The sequence below is a fragment of the Bradyrhizobium sp. HKCCYLS3077 genome (assembly GCF_051167555.1).
GTDB lineage: Bacteria > Pseudomonadota > Alphaproteobacteria > Rhizobiales > Xanthobacteraceae > Bradyrhizobium.
In genome coordinates, this window is record NZ_JBNPTH010000001.1 from 515991 (window position 1) to 538281 (window position 22291).

19 protein-coding genes and 1 tRNA gene are annotated in these 22291 nt (G+C 65.5%); 13 read left to right on the top strand and 7 right to left on the bottom strand.

What is annotated here, in order from left to right:
• Positions 1–117: 117 nt before the first annotated feature.
• The 5 genes from ACQR0Z_RS02245 (at position 118) to fahA (ending at position 5788) form a co-directional block, all read left to right on the top strand.
• Entirely contained in the window at positions 118–1749 is a 1632-nt protein-coding gene (locus ACQR0Z_RS02245) for an FAD-dependent oxidoreductase (protein WP_434917554.1), read from the top strand.
• A 10-nt stretch (positions 1750–1759) separates the two neighbouring features.
• A complete protein-coding gene (locus ACQR0Z_RS02250; protein WP_035639586.1) occupies positions 1760–1987 on the top strand; it encodes a DUF2783 domain-containing protein in 228 nt (75 codons plus the stop codon).
• A 24-nt stretch (positions 1988–2011) separates the two neighbouring features.
• A complete protein-coding gene (locus tag ACQR0Z_RS02255; protein WP_434876146.1) occupies positions 2012–2968 on the top strand; it encodes an MBL fold metallo-hydrolase in 957 nt (318 codons plus the stop codon).
• Complete coding sequence (gene hmgA, locus ACQR0Z_RS02260) at positions 2968–4314, top strand: homogentisate 1,2-dioxygenase (RefSeq protein WP_434918002.1); 1347 nt, start codon at positions 2968–2970, stop codon at positions 4312–4314. Before ACQR0Z_RS02255 ends, hmgA begins: the two co-directional genes overlap by 1 nt.
• 199 nt (positions 4315–4513) lie before the next feature.
• Positions 4514–5788, top strand: a complete 1275-nt coding sequence (fahA, locus tag ACQR0Z_RS02265; protein ID WP_434917555.1) for a fumarylacetoacetase — start codon at positions 4514–4516, stop codon at positions 5786–5788.
• 177 nt (positions 5789–5965) lie between these two features.
• On the opposite strand, the gene ACQR0Z_RS02270 is transcribed toward fahA, so the two are convergent.
• Entirely contained in the window at positions 5966–6277 is a 312-nt protein-coding gene (locus ACQR0Z_RS02270; protein ID WP_434917556.1) for a DUF1272 domain-containing protein, read from the bottom strand.
• A gap of 88 nt (positions 6278–6365) precedes the next feature.
• Positions 6366–6845 (bottom strand): Lrp/AsnC family transcriptional regulator, encoded by a 480-nt coding sequence (locus tag ACQR0Z_RS02275; protein ID WP_434917557.1) that lies wholly within the window; start codon positions 6843–6845, stop codon positions 6366–6368.
• 122 nt (positions 6846–6967) lie between these two features.
• Here ACQR0Z_RS02275 and hppD point away from each other — a divergent pair, with 122 nt between their 5' ends.
• Positions 6968–8086 carry a 4-hydroxyphenylpyruvate dioxygenase gene (hppD, locus tag ACQR0Z_RS02280; RefSeq protein ID WP_434918003.1) on the top strand — a complete coding sequence of 373 codons (1119 nt, stop codon included), beginning with the start codon at positions 6968–6970 and terminating at the stop codon, positions 8084–8086.
• Positions 8087–8113: 27 nt separating this feature from the next.
• On the opposite strand, the gene ACQR0Z_RS02285 is transcribed toward hppD, so the two are convergent.
• From ACQR0Z_RS02285 to ACQR0Z_RS02300, 4 genes are all read right to left on the bottom strand, one after another.
• Positions 8114–9226 carry a CaiB/BaiF CoA transferase family protein gene (locus tag ACQR0Z_RS02285; RefSeq protein WP_434917558.1) on the bottom strand — a complete coding sequence of 371 codons (1113 nt, stop codon included), beginning with the start codon at positions 9224–9226 and terminating at the stop codon, positions 8114–8116.
• A 174-nt stretch (positions 9227–9400) separates the two neighbouring features.
• Complete coding sequence (locus ACQR0Z_RS02290; protein WP_434917559.1) at positions 9401–10201, bottom strand: FAD binding domain-containing protein; 801 nt, start codon at positions 10199–10201, stop codon at positions 9401–9403.
• 19 nt (positions 10202–10220) lie between these two features.
• Entirely contained in the window at positions 10221–12566 is a 2346-nt protein-coding gene (locus ACQR0Z_RS02295; protein WP_434917560.1) for a xanthine dehydrogenase family protein molybdopterin-binding subunit, read from the bottom strand.
• A gap of 107 nt (positions 12567–12673) precedes the next feature.
• Positions 12674–13159, bottom strand: a complete 486-nt coding sequence (locus ACQR0Z_RS02300) for a (2Fe-2S)-binding protein (protein ID WP_012030407.1) — start codon at positions 13157–13159, stop codon at positions 12674–12676.
• 332 nt (positions 13160–13491) lie between these two features.
• Here ACQR0Z_RS02300 and ACQR0Z_RS02305 point away from each other — a divergent pair, with 332 nt between their 5' ends.
• From ACQR0Z_RS02305 to ACQR0Z_RS02320, 4 genes are all read left to right on the top strand, one after another.
• Complete coding sequence (locus ACQR0Z_RS02305; protein ID WP_434876137.1) at positions 13492–15528, top strand: methyl-accepting chemotaxis protein; 2037 nt, start codon at positions 13492–13494, stop codon at positions 15526–15528.
• A 423-nt stretch (positions 15529–15951) separates the two neighbouring features.
• Positions 15952–17463: an MFS transporter gene (locus ACQR0Z_RS02310; RefSeq protein WP_434917561.1), complete on the top strand. Its 1512-nt coding sequence runs from the start codon at positions 15952–15954 to the stop codon at positions 17461–17463.
• A 3-nt stretch (positions 17464–17466) separates the two neighbouring features.
• Complete coding sequence (gene otsB / locus ACQR0Z_RS02315; protein ID WP_434917562.1) at positions 17467–18288, top strand: trehalose-phosphatase; 822 nt, start codon at positions 17467–17469, stop codon at positions 18286–18288.
• A gap of 212 nt (positions 18289–18500) precedes the next feature.
• Positions 18501–19964, top strand: a complete 1464-nt coding sequence (locus tag ACQR0Z_RS02320; RefSeq protein WP_434917563.1) for a trehalose-6-phosphate synthase — start codon at positions 18501–18503, stop codon at positions 19962–19964.
• A gap of 41 nt (positions 19965–20005) precedes the next feature.
• Here the strand turns inward: ACQR0Z_RS02320 and ACQR0Z_RS02325 are convergent, their stop codons facing one another.
• Positions 20006–20344, bottom strand: a complete 339-nt coding sequence (locus tag ACQR0Z_RS02325) for a hypothetical protein (RefSeq protein ID WP_434876133.1) — start codon at positions 20342–20344, stop codon at positions 20006–20008.
• Positions 20345–20566: 222 nt separating this feature from the next.
• Between ACQR0Z_RS02325 and ACQR0Z_RS02330 the strand changes: the two genes are divergently transcribed.
• The 3 genes from ACQR0Z_RS02330 (at position 20567) to ACQR0Z_RS02340 (ending at position 22144) form a co-directional block, all read left to right on the top strand.
• Positions 20567–20656: transfer RNA gene (locus ACQR0Z_RS02330), tRNA-Ser, on the top strand.
• A gap of 774 nt (positions 20657–21430) precedes the next feature.
• Entirely contained in the window at positions 21431–21643 is a 213-nt protein-coding gene (locus tag ACQR0Z_RS02335) for a hypothetical protein (protein WP_434918004.1), read from the top strand.
• 24 nt (positions 21644–21667) lie between these two features.
• Positions 21668–22144, top strand: coding sequence for an Lrp/AsnC family transcriptional regulator (locus ACQR0Z_RS02340; protein WP_434860089.1), 477 nt, complete (start codon positions 21668–21670; stop codon positions 22142–22144).
• Positions 22145–22291: the final 147 nt, after the last annotated feature.

Here is a 22291-nt window from a genome sequence, read left to right on the forward strand (position 1 = left end):
GTGTAGAATAGTTGCAGGTGAGACTATCTGGCAAGATGCTCGTCAGTCTCGCCCGAGGAAATGTCAAAAGATCGAACGATCCACCAAGCGACGCAACGAGCAGGGCAGAGACGCGCCATGGTGCAAGCCAATCCGGGGCAGGGCACGAAAGAGGCAAAAGTTCAGTTCGGCTATCAGCGCCACCGCGACCAGGATCAGGTCGCGCCGGCCGAGCATCCGGTCGTCGTGGTCGGCGCCGGTCCCGTAGGCCTGTCATTCGCGATCGATCTGGCGCAGCGCGGCCATGCCGTCGTGGTGCTCGATGACGCCGACCGCATCGGCGAGGGCTCGCGCGCGATCTGCTTCTCCAAGCGCTCGCTGGATTATTGGGATCGGCTCGGTGTCGGTGATCGCATGGTCGACAAGGGCGTGGTGTGGAACGTCGGACGCATCTTCCACGGTCCGTCCGAGCTCTATCAGTTCAACCTGCTGCCCGAGCCCGGCCACAAGCGGCCCGCCTTCATCAACCTGCAGCAGTTCTACGCCGAGGCCTATCTGGTCGACCGCGTCACCGAGCTGTCGTCGATCTCGCTGCGCTGGCGCAACAAGGTGACGGCACTGGAACAGCGCAATGATCGCGCCGTGCTGACGATCGAGACGCCGGACGGACCCTATCGGCTCTCGGCGCAATATGTCATCGCCTGTGATGGCGCGCGCTCGTCGCTGCGCCAGATGGTCGGCGCCGGCTTCTCGGGCAAGGTGTTCGAGGACCAGTTCCTGATCGCCGACGTGAAGATGACCGCGGCGTTTCCGACCGAGCGCTGGTTCTGGTTCGATCCGCCGTTCCACGCCGGACGCTCGGCACTGCTGCATCGCCAGCCCGACGACGTCTGGCGCATCGATCTGCAGCTCACGCCGGACTGCGATCCGCAGGTCGAGAAGAAGCCGGAGAACGTACGGCCGCGCATCGCGCGCATGCTCGGCCATGACAAGTTCGAGTTCGAATGGATCTCGCTGTACAAGTTCCAGTGCCGGCGGATGGAGCGCTTCATCCATGGCCGCGTGATCTTCGCCGGCGATTCCGCGCATCAGGTGTCGCCATTCGGCGCGCGTGGTGCGAATTCCGGCCTCGAGGATGCGGAGAACCTGTCCTGGAAGCTCGACCGCGTGCTGCGCGGGACGTCGCCGTCCGATCTGCTCGAGACCTATCACATCGAGCGCAGCGCCGCGGCCGACGAGAACATCCGCGAATCGACCCGCGCCACGGATTTCATGGCGCCGGTCAGCGCGCAGGAGGCGCGGCTGCGCAAGGCCGTGCTGTCGCTCGCCAAGGAGACCGAGTTCGGCAAGCGCATGGTCAATGGCGGCCGGCTGTCGGTGCCCTCGGTCTACGAGACGCCGCTGTCGACCGCCGATGCCGAGGCCTGGCCGAGTGGTCCTTGTCCGGGCACCTCGATGCTGGATGCACCCTTGAAAGCCGCCGACGGACGGCAGCTCCATCTCACCGATGCGTTCAATGCGCAGGGCCGGCGCTTCACGCTGCTGTCGTTCGCCAATGGCGATGCGATCGATGCGCCCGAGGATGTCGGCGTCATCAGGATCGGCGGCGACGGCCTTGCAGACGCCGAGGGCTTCGCCGGCAAGCGCTACGGCGCCGAGCCGGGCACATCCTATCTGCTGCGCCCCGACGGCTATGTCGCGGCGCGCTTCCGCCATCCGACGCCGGATATGATCGTCGCGGCGGTGGCCCGCGCATCCGGCCTGAACTGAGGACGCTGAGATGGCCCTCTCCACCGCCTCGAACTTCGCCAAGCCCGATGACGCCTTCCGCGCCATCGTCGAGGCGCATCGCGGCCTCTCGGAAAAGGACAGCGCCGATCTCGATGCGGCGCTGGTCCTGATCCTCGCCAATCACATCGGCGACATCACCGTGTTGCGCGAGGCGATCACGCTCGCAAAACGGCGCATGATCGACACGAGCCAGCAACAGCAACAACAGCAGCAATAGCTGCCGACAACAGGGAATGAATTGATGGCGAAGGGTTTCGCATCCACCACCGATCTAGCCGAGAAGAAGGTCACCTTCTCCGAGATCGGCCCGGATCTCTATGCGTTCACCGCGGAGGGCGATCCGAACTCGGCCGTGATCGTCGGCGATGACGGCTGCATCGTGTTCGACGCGCAGGCGACACCGGCCATGGCCAACAAGGTGATCGAGCGCGTCAAGGCCGTCACCGACAAGCCGATCAAATATGTCGTGCTGTCGCACTACCACGCGGTGCGCGTGCTCGGCGCCTCGGCCTATCACGCGCAAGGAATCGTCGCTTCGCAGGAGACGCACCGGCTGATCGTCGAGCGCGGCCAGCAGGACTGGGACTCGGAGTACGGCCGTTTCCCCCGGCTGTTCCAGGACGCGCAGAGCATTCCCGGCCTGACCTGGCCGACGTTGACCTTCGAAGGCGAGATGACGATCCATCTCGGCAAGCGCGAGGTGCAACTGATCCAGCTCGGCGCCGGCCACACCTCCGGTGACATCGTCGCCTGGGTGCCGGACGCCGAGGTGATGTTCTCCGGCGATCTCATCGAATACCACTCGGCCTGCTATTGCGGCGACGCCTATTTGCGCGAATGGCCGTCCACGCTGAACGAGATCCGCGACTTCAATCCGAAGGCGATCGCGCCGGGCCGCGGCGACGCGCTGAAGGGCGAGGCCACCGTGCGCGAGGCAATCGCGATGACGCGGGACTTCGTCACCTCACTCTACGGCGCGGCGGAGGTTTCGGTCGCGAAGGGGCGCAGCCTGAAGGAATCGATGGCGGCCACGCGCGAGGTGATGGATCCCAAATTCTCGAGCTTCGCCATCTACGAGCACTGTCTGCCGTTCAACGTGTCGCGCGCCTATGACGAAGCCAGCGGCATCGACGATCCCGTGATCTGGACCGCCGAGCGCGACCGCGAGATGTGGGCACGCCTGCAAGGAGAAGGATGATGAACATCAACACATCGCCTGACCAGCTCAGCCGCGCGACCGGGCAGGTCACGCCGGGCTACATGTCCGGCTTCGGCAACTCGTTTGAGACCGAGGCGCTGCCCGGCGCGCTACCGATCGGCCGTAACTCGCCGCAGCGCTGCGCCTACGGGCTCTATGCCGAGCAGCTCTCCGGCTCGCCGTTCACCGCGCCGCGCGGCTCCAACGAGCGCTCCTGGCTGTACCGCATCCGCCCGTCGGTGAAGCACTCCGGCCGCTTCACGAAGGTCGATGCCGGGCTGTGGCGCACCGCCCCCTGCCACGAGCAGGAGATCACGGTGCAGCAGCTGCGCTGGGATCCGACGCCGCTGCCGACGGGCGAGGTCACGTTCCTGCAGGGCGTGCAGACCATGACGACGGCGGGCGACGCCGCGACCCAGGCCGGCATGGCGACGCATGTCTATCTGATCACCAAGTCGATGGTCGACCAGCACTTCTACAATGCCGACGGCGAGCTGATGTTCGTGCTGCAGCAGGGCCGCCTGCTGTTCGTCACCGAGTTCGGCCGCATCGACGCCGAGCCCGGCGAGATCGTCGTGATCCCGCGCGGCGTCAAGTTCCGCGTCGAGACTCCGGCCGGACCGGCGCGCGGCTATCTCTGCGAAAACTATGGCGGCGCCTTCACCTTGCCGGAGCGCGGCCCGATCGGCGCCAATTGCCTCGCCAACGCCCGCGACTTTCTGACGCCGGTCGCTTCCTACGAGGACAAGGACACGCTGACCGAGCTCTACGTGAAGTGGGGCGGCGCGCTGTTCAAGACCGAGCTCGGGCATTCGCCGATCGACGTCGTCGCCTGGCACGGCAACTTCGCGCCCTACAAATACGATCTGCGGACGTTCTCGCCGGTCGGCGCCATCGGCTTCGATCATCCCGATCCGTCGATCTTCACCGTGCTGACCTCGCCGTCAGAGACCGCCGGCACCGCCAATATCGACTTCGTGATCTTCCCCGAGCGCTGGATGGTGGCCGACAACACCTTCCGCCCGCCGTGGTATCACATGAACATCATGTCGGAGTTCATGGGCCTGATCTACGGCGTCTACGACGCCAAGCCGCAGGGCTTCGTCCCCGGCGGCATGAGCCTGCACAATTGCATGCTGCCTCACGGTCCGGATCGCGAGGCGTTCGATCACGCCAGCAATGGCGAGCTGAAGCCGGTCAAGCTCACGGGCACCATGGCCTTCATGTTCGAGACGCGTTTCCCGCAGCGGATCACCAAGCACGCCGCCGAGTCCGGCACGTTGCAGCCGAACTACGCGGATTGCTGGAATGGGTTGGAGAAACGCTTCGATCCTAACCGGCCTTAGCCCAGACCTCCGCCGTCATTCCGGGGCGCCGCGAAAGCGGCGAGCCCGGAATCCATAACCACGACCTGTCATGTGGATGAAAGCTGAGCCACAACCACCTCGCCTCGCACATCGTCCTGTGGCTATGGATTCCGGGCTCGGCCCTGCGGGCCGCCCCGGAATGACAGCGGGATACATGGCGCGAATTCAGGAACACAACGTGAAACACCCCAACGACCCCTCGCTCCGCTCCTTCATCCCGGTCGATCCGTCGTCCGACTTCTCGATCCAGAACCTTCCCTACGGCGTCTTCTCCGCCGCGGACTCCCCGAAGCCGCGCGTCGGCGTCGCGATCGGCGACTTCGTGCTCGATCTCGCCGTGCTCGAGGCCGAAGGATTGCTCGATCTCGCACCGGCCTATGAGGTGTTCGCGCAACCCTCGCTCAACGCCTTCATGGCGCTCGGCCCCGCCGTGTGGTCGAAGACCCGCGCCGCGATCAGCGCGCTGCTCCGCGACGACCATCCGCGCCTGCGCGACGACAAGACGCTGCGCAGTCGGGCGCTGCTGCCGCGCCAGGACGTCGCGCTGCACCTGCCGTTCCAGGTCGCCGGCTACACCGATTTCTATTCCTCGAAGGAGCACGCCACCAATGTCGGCGTGATGTTCCGCGGCAAGGACAATGCGCTGCAGCCGAACTGGCTGCATATGCCGATCGGCTACAACGGCCGTGCGTCGACGGTCGTGGTGTCCGGCACCAGAGTGCGCCGGCCGCGCGGCCAGCTCAAGCCGCCGAGCGCCGACGTGCCGAGCTTCGGCCCGTGCAAGCGGCTCGATTTCGAGCTGGAGATGGGCGTCGTCATCGGCCAGTCCTCGCCGCTCGGCGAGATGCTGAGCGAGGCGCAGGCGGAGGCGATGATCTTCGGCTTCGTGCTGCTCAACGACTGGAGCGCGCGCGACATCCAGCAATGGGAGTACGTCCCGCTCGGCCCGTTCCAGGCGAAGGCGTTCGCGACATCGATCAGCCCTTGGGTCGTCACGCGCGAGGCGCTGGAGCCGTTCCGCGTCGCCGGGCCGGTCCAGGATCCGGCACCATTGCCCTATCTGCAGCAGAAGGAAGCGCAGAACTACGATCTTGCGCTCGATGTCGCCTTGCGTGCGTCAGGCGGCAATGCTGCGCAGACCATCTCACAGACCAACTTCAAATACATGTACTGGTCGAGCGTGCAGCAGCTGATGCACCACGCCTCGTCGGGCTGCGCCATGAGCGTCGGCGACCTCCTCGGCAGCGGCACCATCTCCGGCCTCGACAAGCACCAGCGCGGCAGCCTCTTGGAAATCAGCTGGAACGGCACCGAGCCGGTCGAGCTCGCTGGCGGCGTGAAGCGCACGTTCCTGGAGGACGGCGACTCGCTCGTCATGCGCGGCTGGTGCCAGGGCAACGGCTATCGCGTCGGTTTCGGCGAAGTGGAGGGCACGATCGTTGCGGCCGAGTAGCCACTCCACCCACCGCCGTCATTCCGGGGCGCGCGCAGCGCGAGCCCGGAATCCATAGCCATGATCGGGAGGGTGGATGGAAGACATGGCCACGAGGAGCTCGCGCTACACGTCGAGTCGTGGTTATGGATTCCGGGCTCGGCCCTGCGGGCCGCCCCGGAATGACGAGGAGCGAGGTCAGCGCTTCTCCGGTGCGACGTTCTTCACGCGAGCAACAAACGCCGCGACGTCCTCGGCCGCGTACTTCAGATGCACGCGCTTGTCCGATGGCACCTGCTTCGCCGTGCAGACACCAGCGCGCCACTCCCGCGCCGGCCGGATCGGCCGGGTTGCGAAGCCGCCGCCGCAGTTCGGGCAGACGTTGAACAGCTTCGTCTCCACGCAATCCGCGCAGAAGGTGCATTCATACGAGCAGATCCGCGCGTCGACCGCGGACGGAGGCAGGTCCTTGTCGCAGGACTCGCAATTGGGCCGCAGCTGCAACGCCATGGTCGCCTCGCAAACCTTGAGTGAGACGAGTGTCGCAAAAGTAGCGGCAGCGGTGAATGCCGAAGTTCCCTCGATTTGCGCCAAGCGATCAGCCGGAGCGAAGGGACGCCAGCGGCAGCTTCGCGCTCTCCTTCAGCCGGTCGAGCACGATCGAGGAGCGCACATGGGCGACGCTCTGGTGCGGCATCAGCACGTTGTTGACGATGTCGGACAGGCTCTTGAGATCGCGCAGCACGACCTTGAGCAGATAGTCGGAGTCGCCGGTCAGCGCATAGGCCTCCTGGATGTCATCGACGCGGTTGACCAGCGCGCGAAACCTCTCGGCGTTGTCCGGCGAGTGCGTGGCCAGCGTGATCTGGATGAAGGCGATCAGCTCGAAGCCCAGCGCCTGGCTCGCGAGCTGGGCGCGGTAGCCGGCGATGACGCCAACCTCCTCCAGCCGCATCCGCCGCCGCGAGCATTGCGAGGCGGAGAGGCCGGCGAGGTCGGCCAGCTCCTGGTTGGTGAGCCGGCCGTCGTCCTGAAGTGCCGTGAGGATCTTGAGATCGAAGCTGTCGACCGAAATCATGCGCCATTTCCGCGGTTGATGCACGGATCGTGCATATCTGGACGAAAATGACAATGGTTTGCATGCTCCATGCGCCGAATCCGGAGGATGATCCGGGGATCAAGCCGAAGGAGCTGCCGTCCATGGGTCCGTTTCCGCACGATGCGCCGCCTGCCACCATCTCCGCCGACAACCCGATGGGCACCGACGGCTTCGAGTTCGTCGAATATGCCCATCCCGACGCGGGCGAGCTGCATGCCCTGTTCAAGCTGATGGGCTTCGTGGCCGTCGCCCACCACAAGACCAAGGCGATCACACTGTATCGCCAGGGCGACATCAACTATCTCGTCAACGAGGAGCCCGGCAGCCACGGCCACGACTTCGTCGCCGCGCACGGCCCGTGCGCACCGTCGATGGCATTCCGCGTCGTTGATGCCAAGAAGGCCTATGCCCGTGCGATCGCGCTCGGCGCGGAGCCAGCTGATCTGCCGGCGGCCCAGAAAACCCTCGACGTGCCCGCTCTTAAGGGCATCGGCGGCAGCCTGCTATATCTGGTCGATCGCTACGGCGCGAAGGGCTCGGCTTATGATCTCGAGTTCGAGTGGACCGGCGAGCGCGATCCGCGTCCCGCGGGCTCGGGCCTCTATTACATCGACCACCTGACCCACAACGTGCATCGCGGCCGCATGAACGTGTGGGCTGGCTTCTACGAAAAACTGTTCAACTTCCGCCAGATCCGCTTCTTCGACATCGAGGGCCGCGCCTCCGGCCTGTTCTCGCGCGCGCTGACCAGCCCCGACGGCAAGATCCGGATCCCGATCAACGAGGACGCCGGCGATGCCGGGCAGATCGAGGAATATCTGAAGACGTATCGCGGCGAGGGCATCCAGCACATCGCCTGCGGCGCGCGCGACATCTACGCGACCGTCGAGGGCCTGCGCGCCTCGGGCCTGCCATTCATGCCGTCGCCGCCCGAGACCTATTTCGAACGCATCGATTCCAGGCTGCCGAAGCACGGCGAGGACGTCGCGCGCCTCAAGCGCAACGGCATCCTGATCGACGGCGAGGGCGTCGTCGATGGCGGCCAGACCAAGGTGCTGCTGCAGATCTTCTCGGCCAACGCGATCGGCCCGATCTTCTTCGAGTTCATCCAGCGCAAGGGTGACGACGGCTTCGGCGAAGGCAACTTCAAGGCGCTGTTCGAGTCGATCGAGGAGGACCAGATCCGCCGCGGCGTGCTGAAGGTCGAGGCGGCGGAGTAGGGCGAGGGGGCCGGTCTGATCGAGAACCTACCGGCCCGCCTTCCACGCGCTCACGAGCGCGCCGATCTCGGCGGCCTCCGGCTCGCGAATGGTCGACGGCGTTCGCGAGAAGCGTGGCGCTGGCGCCGGCTGGGTCACGCCGTGGCGCTCGACGAACACGCCGCGCGCGGCCATGTGGGCGTGCTTCGGGGCTTCCGACATCGTCAGCACCGGCGCGAAGCAGATGTCGGTGCCCTCCATGATCGCGCACCACTCCTCGCGCGTCTTGCTCTTGAACACGCCGACCAGCTTCTCCTTCAGCGCCGGCCAGGCGCGCGGGTCCATCTGGGCCTCGAAGGCGGGATCGGAGAGGTCGGCGTGTTTCCGCAGCAGCGCGTAGAACTGCGGTTCGATCGAGCCGATCGAGATGAAGTTGCCGCAGGCGCATTCGTAGACGCCGTAGAAATGCGCGCCACCGTCCAGGAAGTTGCGCTCGCGCCCCTCGGTCCAGCGGCCCATCGCGGTGAGGTCGAAGAACATCGCGAGCAGCGAGGCCACGCCGTCGCACATCGCGGTGTCCACCACCTGGCCCTTGCCGGACCTGGAGGCTTCCAAGAGCGCCGCGAGCACGCCGACGACGAGATAGAGCGCGCCGCCGCCGAAATCGCCGACGAGATTGAGCGGCGGCACCGGGCGCTCCTTCGGCCCGATCGCGGCGAGCGCGCCGGTGATCGAGATGTAGTTGATGTCGTGGCCGGCGGCCTGCGCCAGCGGCCCTTCCTGGCCCCAGCCGGTCATGCGGCCATAGACCAGTCTTGGATTGCGCGCGAGCACGACGTCGGGGCCGAGCCCGAGCCGTTCCATCACGCCGGGACGGAAACCTTCGATGAGCGCGTCAGCGCCGGCGAGCAGGTCGAGCACGTCGGCAATGACCGCCTTGTCCTTGAGATCGAGTTCGATCACCTTGCGGCCGCGGCCGGCAACCGACTTCATATTCTTGCGCGCGCCGACGCGATCCAGCGTCACCACCTCCGCGCCCATATCGGCCAGCAGCATGCAGGCGAACGGCCCCGGTCCGATGCCGGCGAACTCCACGATGCGGAATCCGGCAAGCGGGCCGGTGGCGCGGGTCTGGTAGTGAGGAGCGGTCTTGTCGAGCACTTCGTTGTGTCCTTGGCTTCGCGCGTCTTGTCGCTTGCGTTTCCTGATCCGCAATTGTCCCGCGTGCCTCTCACCGATGCAAGCGCGCTGTATGCCGCAAAGCAAACGGCGCGCATCACTGCGCGCCGCGTGGAATTTGTCGTGCCGCGATGCGGAATGATCCGCGCCGTGACGTCAGCCCGCGGCTTGCACCGCGCGCTGCGCCATCACCTTCACGAGATTGGCGCGGTAATCGGCCGAGCCGTGGATGTCGCTGAGCAGGCCCGCCGCCGACACCGTCACGCCGTCGAGCGCCGACGCCGACCAGTTCGACTTCAGCGCTGCCTCGATCGCCGACACCCGCATCACGCCGCTCTGCGACGCGCCGGTGGCCGCGACGCGGACGTCGCCGCCCTTGGTCTTGGTGACGAACACGCCGGTCAGCGCGAAGCGCGATGCGGGATGGCGCATCTTCGCGTAGCCGGCCTTCTCAGGCACCGGGAACGACACCTCGGTGATGATCTCGCCGTCTTCCAGCGCCGTCGTGAACAGGCCCTTGAAGAAATCATCCGCCGAGATCGACCGCTTGTTGGTCTTCACGGTGGCGCCGAGCGACACCAGCGCCGCGGGAAAATCCGCGGCCGGATCGTTGTTGGCGATCGAGCCGCCGATCGTGCCGCGGGCGCGCACGGCGGGATCGCCGAGCACCGAGGTGAGATGGGCGATTGCGGGGATCGCCTTCTTCACATCGGCATTGGTCATGATGTCGTAGTAGGTCGTCGCCGCCTTGATTGTGAGCGTGTCGCCCGAGAGCTGCACGCCGATCAGGTCCTTGATCTTGCCGATGTCGATGACATCGGACGGCGAGGCGAGGCGCTGCTTCATGACCGGGATCAGGGTGTGACCGCCGGCGAGGAACTTGGCCTCGCTGCCCTTGGAGAACAAAGCTGCGGCCTCGTCGACCGAGGAGGCGCGATGATAGGTCGTCTCGTACATGGTTGCTCCTCCCGTTCGATCAGGCGTTGCCGTGGATCGCGTGCCAGACGCGGTCCGGGGTCGCCGGCATTTCGAGCTTGTTGTTGCCGATCGCATCCGTGATCGCGTTGATCACGGCCGCCGAGGCGCCGATCGCGCCGGCTTCGCCGCAGCCCTTCACGCCGAGCGGATTGCCCGGGCACAAGGTCGTGGTGTGGCTCAGCTTGAACGACGGCACATCGTCGGCGCGCGGCATCGCGTAGTCCATGAAGGACGCGGTGACCGGCTGGCCGTTGCCGTCATAGACGGCATGCTCCAGCAGTGCCTGGCCGATGCCCTGGACGAGTCCGCCATGGACCTGGCCCTCGACGATCATCGGGTTGATCAGCCGGCCGAAATCGTCCGCCGCGACGAAGTTGACGAACGACGTCTTGCCGGTGGCCTGGTCGACCTCGAGCTCGCAGATATAGGTGCCGGCCGGGAAGGTGAAGTTGGTCGGATCGTAGAAGGCGCTCTCCTTCAATCCGGGCTCCATCCCGTCGGGCAGGTTGTGCGCGGTGTAGGCGGCGAGCGCGACCATCGGCAGCGCGATCGACTTGTCGGTGCCGGTCACCTTGAACTCGCCGTTCTCGATGACGATGTCGCCTTCGGAGGCCTCGAGCGCATGCGCCGCGATCTTCTTGGCCTTGGCCTCGACCTTCTCCATCGCCTTCAGGATCGCGGTGAGACCGACGGCCGCGGAGCGCGAGCCGTAGGTGCCCATGCCGAACTGCACCTTGTCGGTGTCTCCATGGACGATCGAGACCTGGCTGATCGGCACGCCCAGGCGGTCGGCGATCAGCTGGCAGAAGGTCGTCTCATGGCCTTGGCCGTGGCTGTGCGATCCGGTGAGCACCTCGATGGTGCCGACCGGATTGACGCGGATCTCGGCCGATTCCCACAGGCCGACGCCGGCGCCGAGGCTGCCCACCGCCTTCGACGGCGCGATGCCGCAGGCCTCGATGTAGCAGGACAGGCCGATGCCGCGCAGCTTGCCCTGCGCCTTGGCGGCCGCCTTGCGGGCGGGGAAGCCGGCATAGTCGATCGCCTTCATCGCCGCGTCGAGCGAGGCGTTGAAGTCGCCGGTGTCGTAGGCCATGATCACCGGGGTCTGGTGCGGGAACTGGGTGATGAAGTTCTTCCGCCGCAGCTCCGCCGGATCCATCTTGAACTGCCGCGCCGCGGTCTCGACCAGCCGCTCGAGCAGATAGCTCGCCTCAGGGCGGCCCGCGCCGCGATAGGCATCGACCGGCGTCGTGTTGGTGTAGACGCCCATCACCTCGGCATAGATCGCCGGGATGTTGTACTGGCCCGACAGCAGCGTCGCGTACAGATAGGTCGGCACCGACGACGAGAACAGCGACATGTAGGCGCCGAAATTGGCGTGGGTCTTGACCCGCAGGCCGAGCATCTTGTGGTCGGCGTCGAACGCCATCTCGGCCTTGGAGATGTGGTCGCGACCGTGTGCGTCGGTCAGGAACGCCTCGGTGCGATCGCCGGTCCACTTGACCGGACGGCCGACCTTCTTCGAGGCCCACAGCGCCACCATCTCTTCGGGATAGATGAAGATCTTGGAGCCGAAGCCGCCGCCGACGTCGGGCGCGATCACGCGCAGCTTGTGCTCGGGTGCGATGTTGTAGAACGCCGACAGCACGAGGCGGGCGACGTGCGGGTTCTGCGACGTGGTGTAGAGCGTGAAGTGCTCCTCGGCCGTGTCGTAATCGGCGATCGCCGCGCGCGGCTCCATCGCGTTCGGCGCCAGCCGGTTGTTGGTCAGCTCCAGGCTGACGACGTGAGCGGCCTTGGAGAAGGCCGCACCGACAGCAGCTTCGTCGCCGATATGCCAGTCATAGACGACGTTGCCGGGAGCCTCGGGGTGCAGCTGCGGCGCGCCGGGCTTCAGCGCCGAGGGCATGTCGGCCACCGCCGGCAGCTCCTCATACTCGACCACCACGGCCTCGGCGGCGTCACGCGCGAGATTCTTGCTGTCGGCGATCACCACCGCCACGGCCTGGCCGACGAAGCGCACGGTCTCCGGCGCCATCGCCGGCCATGCGCCCATCTTCATCGGCGAGCCGTCCTTGGAGGTGATGGCCCAGCCGCAGATCAGGTTGCCGACCTTGTCGTCGACGATCTGCTTGCCGGTCAGCACCGCGACCACGCCCGGCATCGCCTCGGCGGCCGAGGCGTCGATGCTCTTGACCTTGGCGTGGGCATGCGGGCTGCGGATGAAATGGGCATAGGTCATGCCCAGAAGCTTGATGTCGTCGACATACCGGCCCTTGCCGGTGATGAAACGCTTGTCCTCCTTGCGGACGACGCTTGCGCCAATGCCTTCCATACCCATGCGAATCTCTCCCCTACCGGAGTTTGTTGTCCCGCCGCGGCCAGCGCGCGCAGCGGTCGTGGTCTCGGTATTGATTGAAAGACGTCGAAAGCCGACGGCTGCCTTTGTTATTCGGCGGCCTGGGCGACCTTCATGCGGCCCGCGGCGTCGAGCACGGCCTTGACGATGTTGTGATAGCCGGTGCAGCGGCAGATGTTGCCTTCCAGCTCCTCGCGCACCGTGGCCTCGTCGAGATGGCCTCCGTGGCGGTGCACAATATCGATTGCGGACATGATCATGCCCGGCGTGCAATAGCCGCATTGCAGGCCGTGATTGTCGCGGAAGGCGGCCTGCATCGGGTGCAGTTCGTCGCCCTTGGCGATGCCTTCGATGGTGGTGACGTTGGCGCCGGCGGCCTGGCCGGCCAGCACGGTGCAGGACTTCACGGCCCGGCCGTCGATATGGACGACGCAGGCGCCGCACTGGCTGGTGTCGCAGCCGACATGGGTGCCGGTGAGATTCAGATGATCCCGCAACAGATGCACGAGCAGCGTGCGATCCTCGACCTCAGCCGAGACCGCCTTGCCGTTCACCGTCAATTTGACTGTCGACACGAGTAACCTCCCGATGAATTATTCTTATTCTGATTAGAAACAGCGCCCTCAGAACTTTGCAACTCGAATTTTCGTCTGAGATGTCATTGCGACGTCGTGCGCGTGACAACGGCGATTCGGTCGCATCTGTCCTGCCAGGGAAGGCGGCGACGGTCGGCCGGCAGCCACGGGCGCGTCCGCTCGCCGGCCGGCGCCGCGACTGCAGGCTGTATGCCAATGCCGATCATTTACCGTGCCTTAGCCATTGTGACGTAGTTTTGATCACGCTTCGGTGCGTGCCGCCGGGCGGGCTGTTCTGGGCCAAGATAAAGAATGAGCTGTCGGGGGTGGGAATGTCTGCGCAATTTGCGCCGCAGTCGCGGCGTGCCAATTTTCTGACCCTTCGCTTTCGTGGCAAGATCGTGCTCGGCTTCGCCGTGGTGCTGGCGATCTCCGCCGTCAGCATCGGCTTCTCCTATCTCGGTTTCGAGCAGGTCGCCGGCGCGGTCGCGACGTATCGCGGCAGCGTTGCCGAAGCCGATGCCGCCCGCAATATCGACCGCGAGCTGGTGTCCTATCAGGCGCTTGCCCGCCATTTCGCCTTGACCGGAAAGGCTGAGGACGAGGCCGCCGCCGCGGCCGCCCAGCAGGCACTCCAAGCCGCCATCGAGAAGTCGATGGCGGCCACCGGGCCGGCGCGGCGGACGCAGGTCAGCAAGCTCCAGGCGCAGTTCCAGGCCTTTGCCAAGATCTTCTCCGACATTGTCGCCCTGACCCGGGAGAACGCGAAGCTCGCGACCGACCAGATCGGGATCATCGGCAACAAGATCCGCTTTAAGTTCGACGACCTCGCCGATACGGCCGCGCTCGCCGGCCTGCCCACGGTACAGACCACGGCCAAGGACCTGACGGGCCAATATCTGACGGCGTCCGCACTGGTCGGCACCTTCATCGCAAAGCCGGACCCCAAGACGGCGGATGGCGCCATTGCGCGAACGCGCTTCCTGGAGACGTCGCTGGTCACGATCTATGCCAATGACGAGAAGATCACCCAGCGGGTCACCGAGCTCGGCGACCTGATCAAGCAATACCGCGCCGCCTTCATCAAGCTGTCGGAGAACACCAAGCAACTGGCCAAGCTCGAGCAGGAGATGGCGGCCAACGGCACCGAGATCCTGTCGCTATCGAACGGCCTCAAGTCCGATGTTGCCGCCGACCAGCAGCGCATCGAGGCCGCCGCCAATGCCACGATCAGCGACATCGAGCGGCTGATTGCGATGCTCGCGATCGGCGGCCTCACGCTCGGCGCCGCGCTGGCGCTGATGCTCGGCAACGGCATTTCCAAGCCGATGATCTCGATGTGCAAGGCGATGCGCGAGCTCGCCTCGGGCAATTTCGACGTCAAGCTGCCCGGCCTCGGCCGCGCCGACGAGATCGGCGAGATGGCGGCCGCGGTGGAGGAGTTCAAGGTCCAGGCCGTCGCCAAGGCCGAACGCGACGCGGCGACGCAGGACGCCCAGAACAAGGCCGCCGGCGCCGCGCGCCGCGCCGAGCTGATTCGCTTCGCCGACGAATTCGAGGCCGCCGTGGGCTCGATCGTGTCCAACGTCTCGACCTCGGCGCAGCAGCTCGAGCACGCTGCCTCGACCCTGACGCGGACGGCCGAGACCACCCAGACGCTGGCCAGCCGGGTCAGCGGCACCTCCGATCAGGCCTCCGGGCGCATCCAATCGGTGGCAAGCGCCACCGACGAGCTGTCGGCGTCGGTCAACGAGATCGGCCGCCAGGTTCGCGAGTCCAACCGTATCGCGGAATCCGCGGTAGCGCAGGCTGAGGAGACCGACGGCCGCATCGGCAAGCTGTCGCGCGCCGCCCAAGAGATTGGTGACGTCGTCAAGCTGATTACCGCGATTGCCGAGCAGACCAACCTCTTGGCCCTCAACGCCACCATCGAGGCCGCCCGCGCCGGCGATGCTGGCCGCGGCTTCGCGGTGGTTGCCTCCGAGGTCAAGTCGCTAGCCGAGCAGACCGCCAAGGCTACCGACGATATCTCCAACCACATCTCCGGCATGCAGGCGGCGACCCAGGAGTCGGTTGCGGCGATCAAGCAGATCGGCGGCACCATCCGGCAGATATCGACCATCGCCTCGTCGATCGCCACTGCTGTCGAGCAGCAGGACGGGGCGACGCAGGAGATCGCGAAGAACGTGCAGGGCGTCGCCGCCGGCACGCAGGCCGCGGCGACCGATATTACCCAGGTCAATCGCGGCGCCACCCAGACCGGCGAAGCCTCGGAGGAAGTGCTGCGCTCCGCCCAGTCGCTGTCGTCAGAGAGCGCAAGGCTGCGCGAAGAGCTCAACCGCTTCATGGCGAACATCCGCGCCGCGTGAGGCGCGCTGCGCTCGGGTGTCTTCCCGGAGCTCGTGGCTGCAGAACGCGCCGCCAAATCCCCCGCTGTCATCCCGGCGAACGCCGGGATCCATACGCCGTGTCAGACTTGGGGCGGGTGGTATCAATCGCATGCCCTATTCGAGCACTAGGCGGTATGGGTCCCGGGTCGGCGCCCGCTGACGCTTTGCGTCATCGGGCTTGCCCGGGACGACAGCGGTGGGTGGAGCGGTACCGGGCTGAACCGCATGCGCGAGGCCGTCTCGTCCCGCAGCCAGCAGTTCGCAGCCGAGTTCCTTTCCCCGCCGTCGGAACCCCCAGCTCACCGGGACGTTGGGTCGCAGCGGCAGGACATCGCTGCCGCATTTGCTCCACCCTCTCCGGTCTAGCATGCGGTGCGACCCGCGCCGTCGCAGTGGGATTCCATGGCACCCCGGCAGGCATCGTTTCCGCATCTCCGTGTGATCACGTCAGAGCCGTCAAGCGAGGCGGCGCGGCTGCCGCCGGCGGACGATCGCATCATCGAGACCAACATCCCAGCCCGCCTCGATGACCTCCGTTGGAGTCCATTCCACACCCGCGTCGTGCTCGCGCTCGGCATCACCTGGGTGCTCGACGGTCTCGAAGTCACGCTCGCCGGCGCGCTCTCCGGCGCGCTGAAGCATAGCTCCAGCCTACACTTCTCCAATCTCGACATCGGTCTCGCTAACAGCGCCTATCTCGCCGGCGCCGTGCTCGGCGCGCTCGGCTTCGGCTGGCTCACCGATCGCATCGGCCGCAGAAAACTGTTCTTCATCACGCTGGCGCTCTATCTCTCCGCCACCGCCGCGACGGCGCTGTCCTGGAATGTCGCGACCTACGCGCTGTTTCGTTTTCTCACCGGCGCCGGCATCGGCGGCGAATACACGGCGATCAATTCGACGATCCAGGAACTGGTGCCGGCCCGCTATCGCGGCTGGACCGATCTGATGATCAATGGCAGCTTCTGGCTCGGCGCGGCCCTTGGCGCGGTCGGCGCCATCGTGCTGCTCGATCCCGCCTTTGCCGGGCCGGACGTCGGCTGGCGCCTCGCCTATGGCATCGGTGCCTGCCTCGGTCTGATCGTGCTGGTGATGCGGATGTGGATTCCCGAGAGCCCGCGCTGGCTGATGATTCACGGCCATCCCGAGGAGGCGCATGACATCGTTGCCTCGATCGAACGCGAGGTCACCGGCTATGACCGCGAGGAGCGCGCGAAAACGCTACCAAAAATCCGCCTGCGCATGCGTGACCACACGCCGCTTGGCGAGGTCGCGCGCACGCTGTTCTCGGTCTACCGCCAGCGCTCGCTGGTCGGCCTGACGTTGATGATCGCGCAGGCGTTCTTCTACAATGCGATCTTCTTCACCTTCGCACTGGTGCTGACCGATTTCTACGGCATCAAGTCCGATCATGTCGGATGGTACATTCTGCCGTTCGCGGCCGGCAACGTGCTCGGCCCGCTGCTGCTTGGCCGTCTGTTCGATACGCTCGGCCGCCGCGCGATGATCACCTTCACCTACGGCGTCTCGGGCGCGCTGCTCGCGCTCACCGGCTATCTGTTCTCGATCGGCGTCCTGAGCGCGCAGACGCAGACGGCGGCCTGGATGGTGATCTTCTTCTTCGCGTCGCCAGCCGCAAGCGCGGCCTATCTCACGGTGTCGGAGAATTTTCCGCTCGAGGTTCGCGCGCTCGCAATCGCGCTGTTCTATGCGATCGGAACCGGCATCGGCGGCGTCGCCGGACCGGCGCTGTTCGGCGCGCTGCTCGACTCCGGCGCGCGCGGCGCGGTGTTCGGCGGCTATTTGTTTGGCGCGGCGCTGATGGGGGTGGCCGCGCTGGTCGCCTGGCGCTATGCGATTGCAGCCGAGCGGAAGTCGCTCGAGGAGGTCGCGCGTCCGCTGGCCGTGATGGAGTAGGTGATGATGGCGGATAATTCCGATCTGATCGTATCCGGAGTCTCCGAGCCGGCTGAGGTCGTGCCGACGCCCCTGAGCCTCGTGCCGCATCTGCAAGACGTCGCGATCCTGCTCGACATCGACGGCACCTTGCTCGATCTCGCGCCCACGCCGCGCGAGGTCTGGGTGCCGCCGGGGCTGATGGAGACGCTGAACACTCTGCTGCAGCGAACCTCCGGCGCGCTGGCGCTGGTGTCGGGCCGGTCGCTCAACGATATCGATCTCATCTTCGCGCCGGAGGTCTATCCCGCGGTCGGCGGGCATGGCGCCGAGATGCGGCTGGCTGGTGGCAACGAAGCGGATTCCATCAAGGCGCCGCCGCTCGACAAGGAGCTCAAGCGCCGGCTCGCGGCGATCGCCAAGCTCAGTCCCGGCATTCTGCTCGAAGACAAAGGCTATTCGCTGGCGCTGCATTATCGCCTAGCGCCGCAGGCGGAGAAGGCGATCTACGAGGAGGTGTCGCGCATCCGCGCCGAGCTGCCGGGGGCGCCGATCGAGGTGCTGCCCGGCAAGAGCGTCTGCGAGATCAAGCATGCCGGATTCACCAAGGCGAGCGGCGTGCGCGAACTGATGCGGCGAGCGCCGTTCGAAGGACGCAAGCCGTTCTTCATCGGCGACGACGTCACCGATGAGACGGTGTTCGCGATCATGCCCGATTTTGCCGGCCTGTCGTTCTCGGTCGGCCGTCGCGCGCTCGGCGTCGATGGACATTTCGACGCTCCGGATGACGTGCGCACGTTCCTGGCCTGCCTTGCCGAAAGCGGAACTAATAAGATGTCGCGCTGAGCGCGGCGATCCCTCGAAGTTCCACTTGTTAGTTCCCCGTGCATGGCGTTTGCGACCGCTATGCATTGTCTTTGATTAGAAATGCTCTGACTTGATCCGCGCTTTGATTAGACCGCGCGGTCGCCTGAATTTGGTTTCAATTGGTTGAAAGGGTGGCCCGGAACCATATTGATGAACGGTTGTTAACCGACATGACCAACAGGAGGGGAGCTGTGAACCTCGTCGTGGTTTCGAATCGGGTGGCCCGTGGCAAAGCCAATGAGCCAATGACCGGCGGACTTGCGGCAGCTCTGCTGCCCGTTGTGGAGAATTCCGGGGCAGTTTGGGTGGGTTCCTCCGGCCGTGTGCGCGACGGCGCGCAGATGGAACCGATTGCGCAGATCGAACAGCTGGGCAGCGGCGCACTGGCGCTGCTGGACCTGCCGGCCGCGCATTATGCGGGCTATTACGAAGGGTTCGCCAATTCGGCGCTGTGGCCCGCGCTGCATTCGCGCAGCGATCTGATCCGCGTCTCGCATGACGACTATCGCTCCTATCGCGAGGTCAACGCCTTCGTGGCGCGAGCGCTGCTGCGGTTCCAGAAGCCGGACACGCTGTTCTGGATTCAGGACTATCACTTCCTGTCGCTCGGTGCCGAACTGCGTACGCTCGGTGTCAAGAGCCCGATCGGCTTCTTCCTGCACACGCCGTGGCCCGCGCGCAGCGTCATCGACAGCGTGCCGAATCACCGCGATCTCGTCACCGCAATGCTCGCCTACGATCTCATCGGTTTCCAGACCGAGGACGATCGTGATAATTTCATCGCCTGCCTGCGCGCCGATCTCGGCCTCCAGGTGCGCGACGGCATCGTCAGGTCACTGCATGGCCGTACGCGCCTCGCCGTGTTTCCGATCGGCATCGATGCCGACAAGTTCGCGCAGCAGGCGGCGAAGGCAGCCTCGCATCCGGACGTGTCGCGGCTGCGTCGCAGCCTGCATGGCGAGAAGCTCGCGATCGGCGTCGACCGGCTCGACTATTCCAAGGGCCTCGTCAATCGCATCAACGCGTTCGACCGGATGTGGGCGATGCATCCGACCTTGTTGCGTGCGGCATCGTTGCTGCAGATCGCGACGCCGTCGCGCGAATCGATCGAGGCCTATGGCAATTTGCAGAGCGAGGTCGCCCGCCTCGTCAGCGAGGTCAATGGCCGCCACGGCGAGGTCGATTGGACGCCGATCCGCTACCTCAACAAGGGCTATGGCCAGGGCGTGCTGGCCGGACTCTATCGCAGTGCCCAGGTCGGCGTCGTGACGCCGCTGCATGACGGCATGAACCTCGTCGCCAAGGAGTATGTGGCGGCGCAGAGTCCGGCCGATCCCGGCGTACTGGTGCTGTCGAAATTCGCGGGCGCCGCCAACGAGCTCGATGCGGCCTTGCTGGTCAATCCGCACGACATCGACGGCATGGCGCGGACGATCGCGATGGCGCTGTCGATGCCGCTCAACGAGCGTCGCATGCGCTACGAGATCATGATGACCAAGCTGCGGCGGCATTCGATTCAGCAATGGTTTGCGGATTTCCTCGAGGCGCTGCAGGACGGCGACGCGCAGGACGCCGCCGATATCGAACCTCTGCCTGCCGCGCCGGCGGGCTTCCTCGGCAGCCGCTCGATATCGTCGACCGCCCGCTATCACTGAGGCGATACGGATCGCGGCGCGGCCAGCCGGCCGCGGTCGGCTCAATGGCAGTAGGCGACGCCGTCGAGCACGGCGCAACGCAGCTTGTTCGGCGAACTCGGATTGTCCATCGGCACCATGCCGTTGCCCTGGCCGACGAACACGCCGGGGCCAACGACCACCGACGCCTTGTTGCCGACGATGACGGACGGATGCGGCTTCAGGCTCGATTTGGTCCCGTCCGGCCACAGGATGGCGTCGCCCTGCCAGATCCCCTTGCGGCCGTCGTCGCAGGTCACGTCGACGCCCTGCCGGGTGCATTGATCTGCCCGGGCCGCGCCGATCGCGGCGAGGCTCAGCACAGCGGTCAGCAGGAGGCGGGCGAGGGCGGGGTGCGTCATGGCAGCGGTCCATCTTGGGGCGCGGCCGCAGCCGGCCGCAAATCAGTGGTCGTGGCATGGCGAGCGCCGGTTCACCCGCCACCCGGGGGCCGAGAGCGGCCTCCGAACGGGCTTCCAGCGCCGCCCAATTGGCGTTTTTTATCAGCGATTTGGGGGAAATTTAGCCCGAGAGCCTCCGCCCGGCTTGCAAAACGCCGCCGACCCCGCCAAGAGAGGGCCGCCGGAGAGATGGCCGAGTGGCTTAAGGCGCACGCTTGGAAAGCGTGTGTGCGGGAAACCGTACCGTGGGTTCGAATCCCACTCTCTCCGCCAGTCCCCCATCGCAGCCATTCCCCAGCCTGCCAAAATGCCTGCTTAACAATGCATTAACAGGGTGGGATCATTGCCGGCCCTTCACAGGATGAACCATCCCAACCCGGTCTGGACCGGGTCTTAGGCCGAACTCACCGGGGATCGCAGGTGGTTCATGCTGACTGACGTTCAGATCCGGAAAACCTAGGCGGCTGTCGGGCCTAGAGGCTCACCGACGGCCGCAGCGTCCCCGTCTACGCCTTTCCTGCCGACGGCAAGTGGTGGGTGCCAATTGTGGCGCAGACCGTGTCGACGGCTCGCGCCGATGCCTTGCATAGAGGGTGCTTGAGCAGCGTGCGACGACATCGCTGTCCGATCGTCATCTATCAACTCTGTGCGGACCTCATGCGCGGCAAAAATCGCGGTCGCACGAACCGGCTCAGCCAGCCGGGGTCGAATCAATTGATGCTGTTGGCGAGGGCTTGGCTTGTCCCTGGTTGCTCGGGCGATGCGGGCGTGCGCGCTCCCGGATCCTCCGCAGCACTCCTTCGGGTCCTGACGTGGGCCTCCTCTTCCAGCAATGCGAGAGTGCGTCGCTGCTGCACCGGGCAAATATGACGAGGTGCTCGCCGATCTCGCTGGCGAGGGCTTCTATGGGCTCGACCTGTTGCAGGCTCATGTAGAGTGCGTAGATGGGCAGGCCAGGACGATGGGCGCGGCGATGGCGAGCACGCCTGGCTGCCAGGAGACCGCGCGGTGGAGGCGGGAGCGATCGCGCGCGCGATCGGCGGAAGAGTGGTCCTGAAGATCCTGTCCTGCCAGATCACGCACAAGAGCGACGTCGGTCGTGTCGCCGTCAATCTGCAGCAGCCGGTAACGCCAGCACATCAGTCGACATCAGCGCGGATCGCCACGGCATGCAGACGCACAAGGGCGGGAACAAACGTGGTCGACAGCCTCATTCGATGTGCTAGCTTGCCGAGTTCCTATGGCCATCACCCTCGCTGAGACTTGAATGCCCGGATTGCAGCAATGAAGCTCGACCGCATCGATATCAAGATCCTGCATGAACTGCAGAAGAACGGTCGGGTTACCAATGTCGAGCTCGCGAAGCTGGTCAATCTGTCGGCGAGCCCTTGCCTGATGCGCGTCAAGAAACTGGAATCCGAAGGCTATATTTCCGGGTATTCGGCGCAGATCAACGTGGCCAAGCTCGGCTCGACGCTTACCGTCTTCACCGAGGTCACGCTGAAGAACCACCAGCAGGTCGACTTCGCCCGCTTCCTGGCTGCGGTCGAGAAGGTGGAGGAAGTGGTCGAGTGCCATCTCGTGTCTGGCGGATATGACTATCTCTTGAAGGTGGTGACCGCCGGAATCAGCGAGTATCAGGAGCTCATGGAGCGACTGAGCAACATGAATGTCGGCATCGACAAGTACTTCAGCTTCGTCGTCCTGAAGTCCCCCTTGGTGCGGGCTCACCTTCCGCTGAAGACCCTTTTCCCGCTTTGATCGACGTTGGGCCGCCGGCTTTCGGCTGCCGATGCGGAGCAAGAACAGCCGGCGGAGTGCCGCGGCCACCCATGACTTTATGCCGAAACCAACGGGAGAAACGAAATATCCTGCTTAATGCCGGTGGAAAATGGTGATCCGCCCGAA

Excerpts from the sequence above, each read along its gene's own strand:
- ACQR0Z_RS02305 (WP_434876137.1), top strand. The coding sequence starts at position 13,492 with ATGTCTGCGCAATTTGCGCCGCAGTCGCGGCGTGCCAATTTTCTGACC.
- hppD (WP_434918003.1), top strand. The coding sequence starts at position 6,968 with ATGGGTCCGTTTCCGCACGATGCGCCGCCTGCCACCATCTCCGCCGAC.
- ACQR0Z_RS02325 (WP_434876133.1), bottom strand. The coding sequence starts at position 20,344 with ATGACGCACCCCGCCCTCGCCCGCCTCCTGCTGACCGCTGTGCTGAGC.
- ACQR0Z_RS02290 (WP_434917559.1), bottom strand. The coding sequence starts at position 10,201 with ATGTACGAGACGACCTATCATCGCGCCTCCTCGGTCGACGAGGCCGCA.
- ACQR0Z_RS02250 (WP_035639586.1), top strand. The coding sequence starts at position 1,760 with ATGGCCCTCTCCACCGCCTCGAACTTCGCCAAGCCCGATGACGCCTTC.
- ACQR0Z_RS02270 (WP_434917556.1), bottom strand. The coding sequence starts at position 6,277 with ATGGCGTTGCAGCTGCGGCCCAATTGCGAGTCCTGCGACAAGGACCTG.
- ACQR0Z_RS02275 (WP_434917557.1), bottom strand. The coding sequence starts at position 6,845 with ATGATTTCGGTCGACAGCTTCGATCTCAAGATCCTCACGGCACTTCAG.
- hmgA (WP_434918002.1), top strand. The coding sequence starts at position 2,968 with ATGAACATCAACACATCGCCTGACCAGCTCAGCCGCGCGACCGGGCAG.
- ACQR0Z_RS02310 (WP_434917561.1), top strand. The coding sequence starts at position 15,952 with ATGGCACCCCGGCAGGCATCGTTTCCGCATCTCCGTGTGATCACGTCA.
- ACQR0Z_RS02245 (WP_434917554.1), top strand. The coding sequence starts at position 118 with ATGGTGCAAGCCAATCCGGGGCAGGGCACGAAAGAGGCAAAAGTTCAG.
- ACQR0Z_RS02295 (WP_434917560.1), bottom strand. The coding sequence starts at position 12,566 with ATGGGTATGGAAGGCATTGGCGCAAGCGTCGTCCGCAAGGAGGACAAG.
- ACQR0Z_RS02255 (WP_434876146.1), top strand. The coding sequence starts at position 2,012 with ATGGCGAAGGGTTTCGCATCCACCACCGATCTAGCCGAGAAGAAGGTC.
- ACQR0Z_RS02340 (WP_434860089.1), top strand. The coding sequence starts at position 21,668 with ATGAAGCTCGACCGCATCGATATCAAGATCCTGCATGAACTGCAGAAG.
- otsB (WP_434917562.1), top strand. The coding sequence starts at position 17,467 with ATGATGGCGGATAATTCCGATCTGATCGTATCCGGAGTCTCCGAGCCG.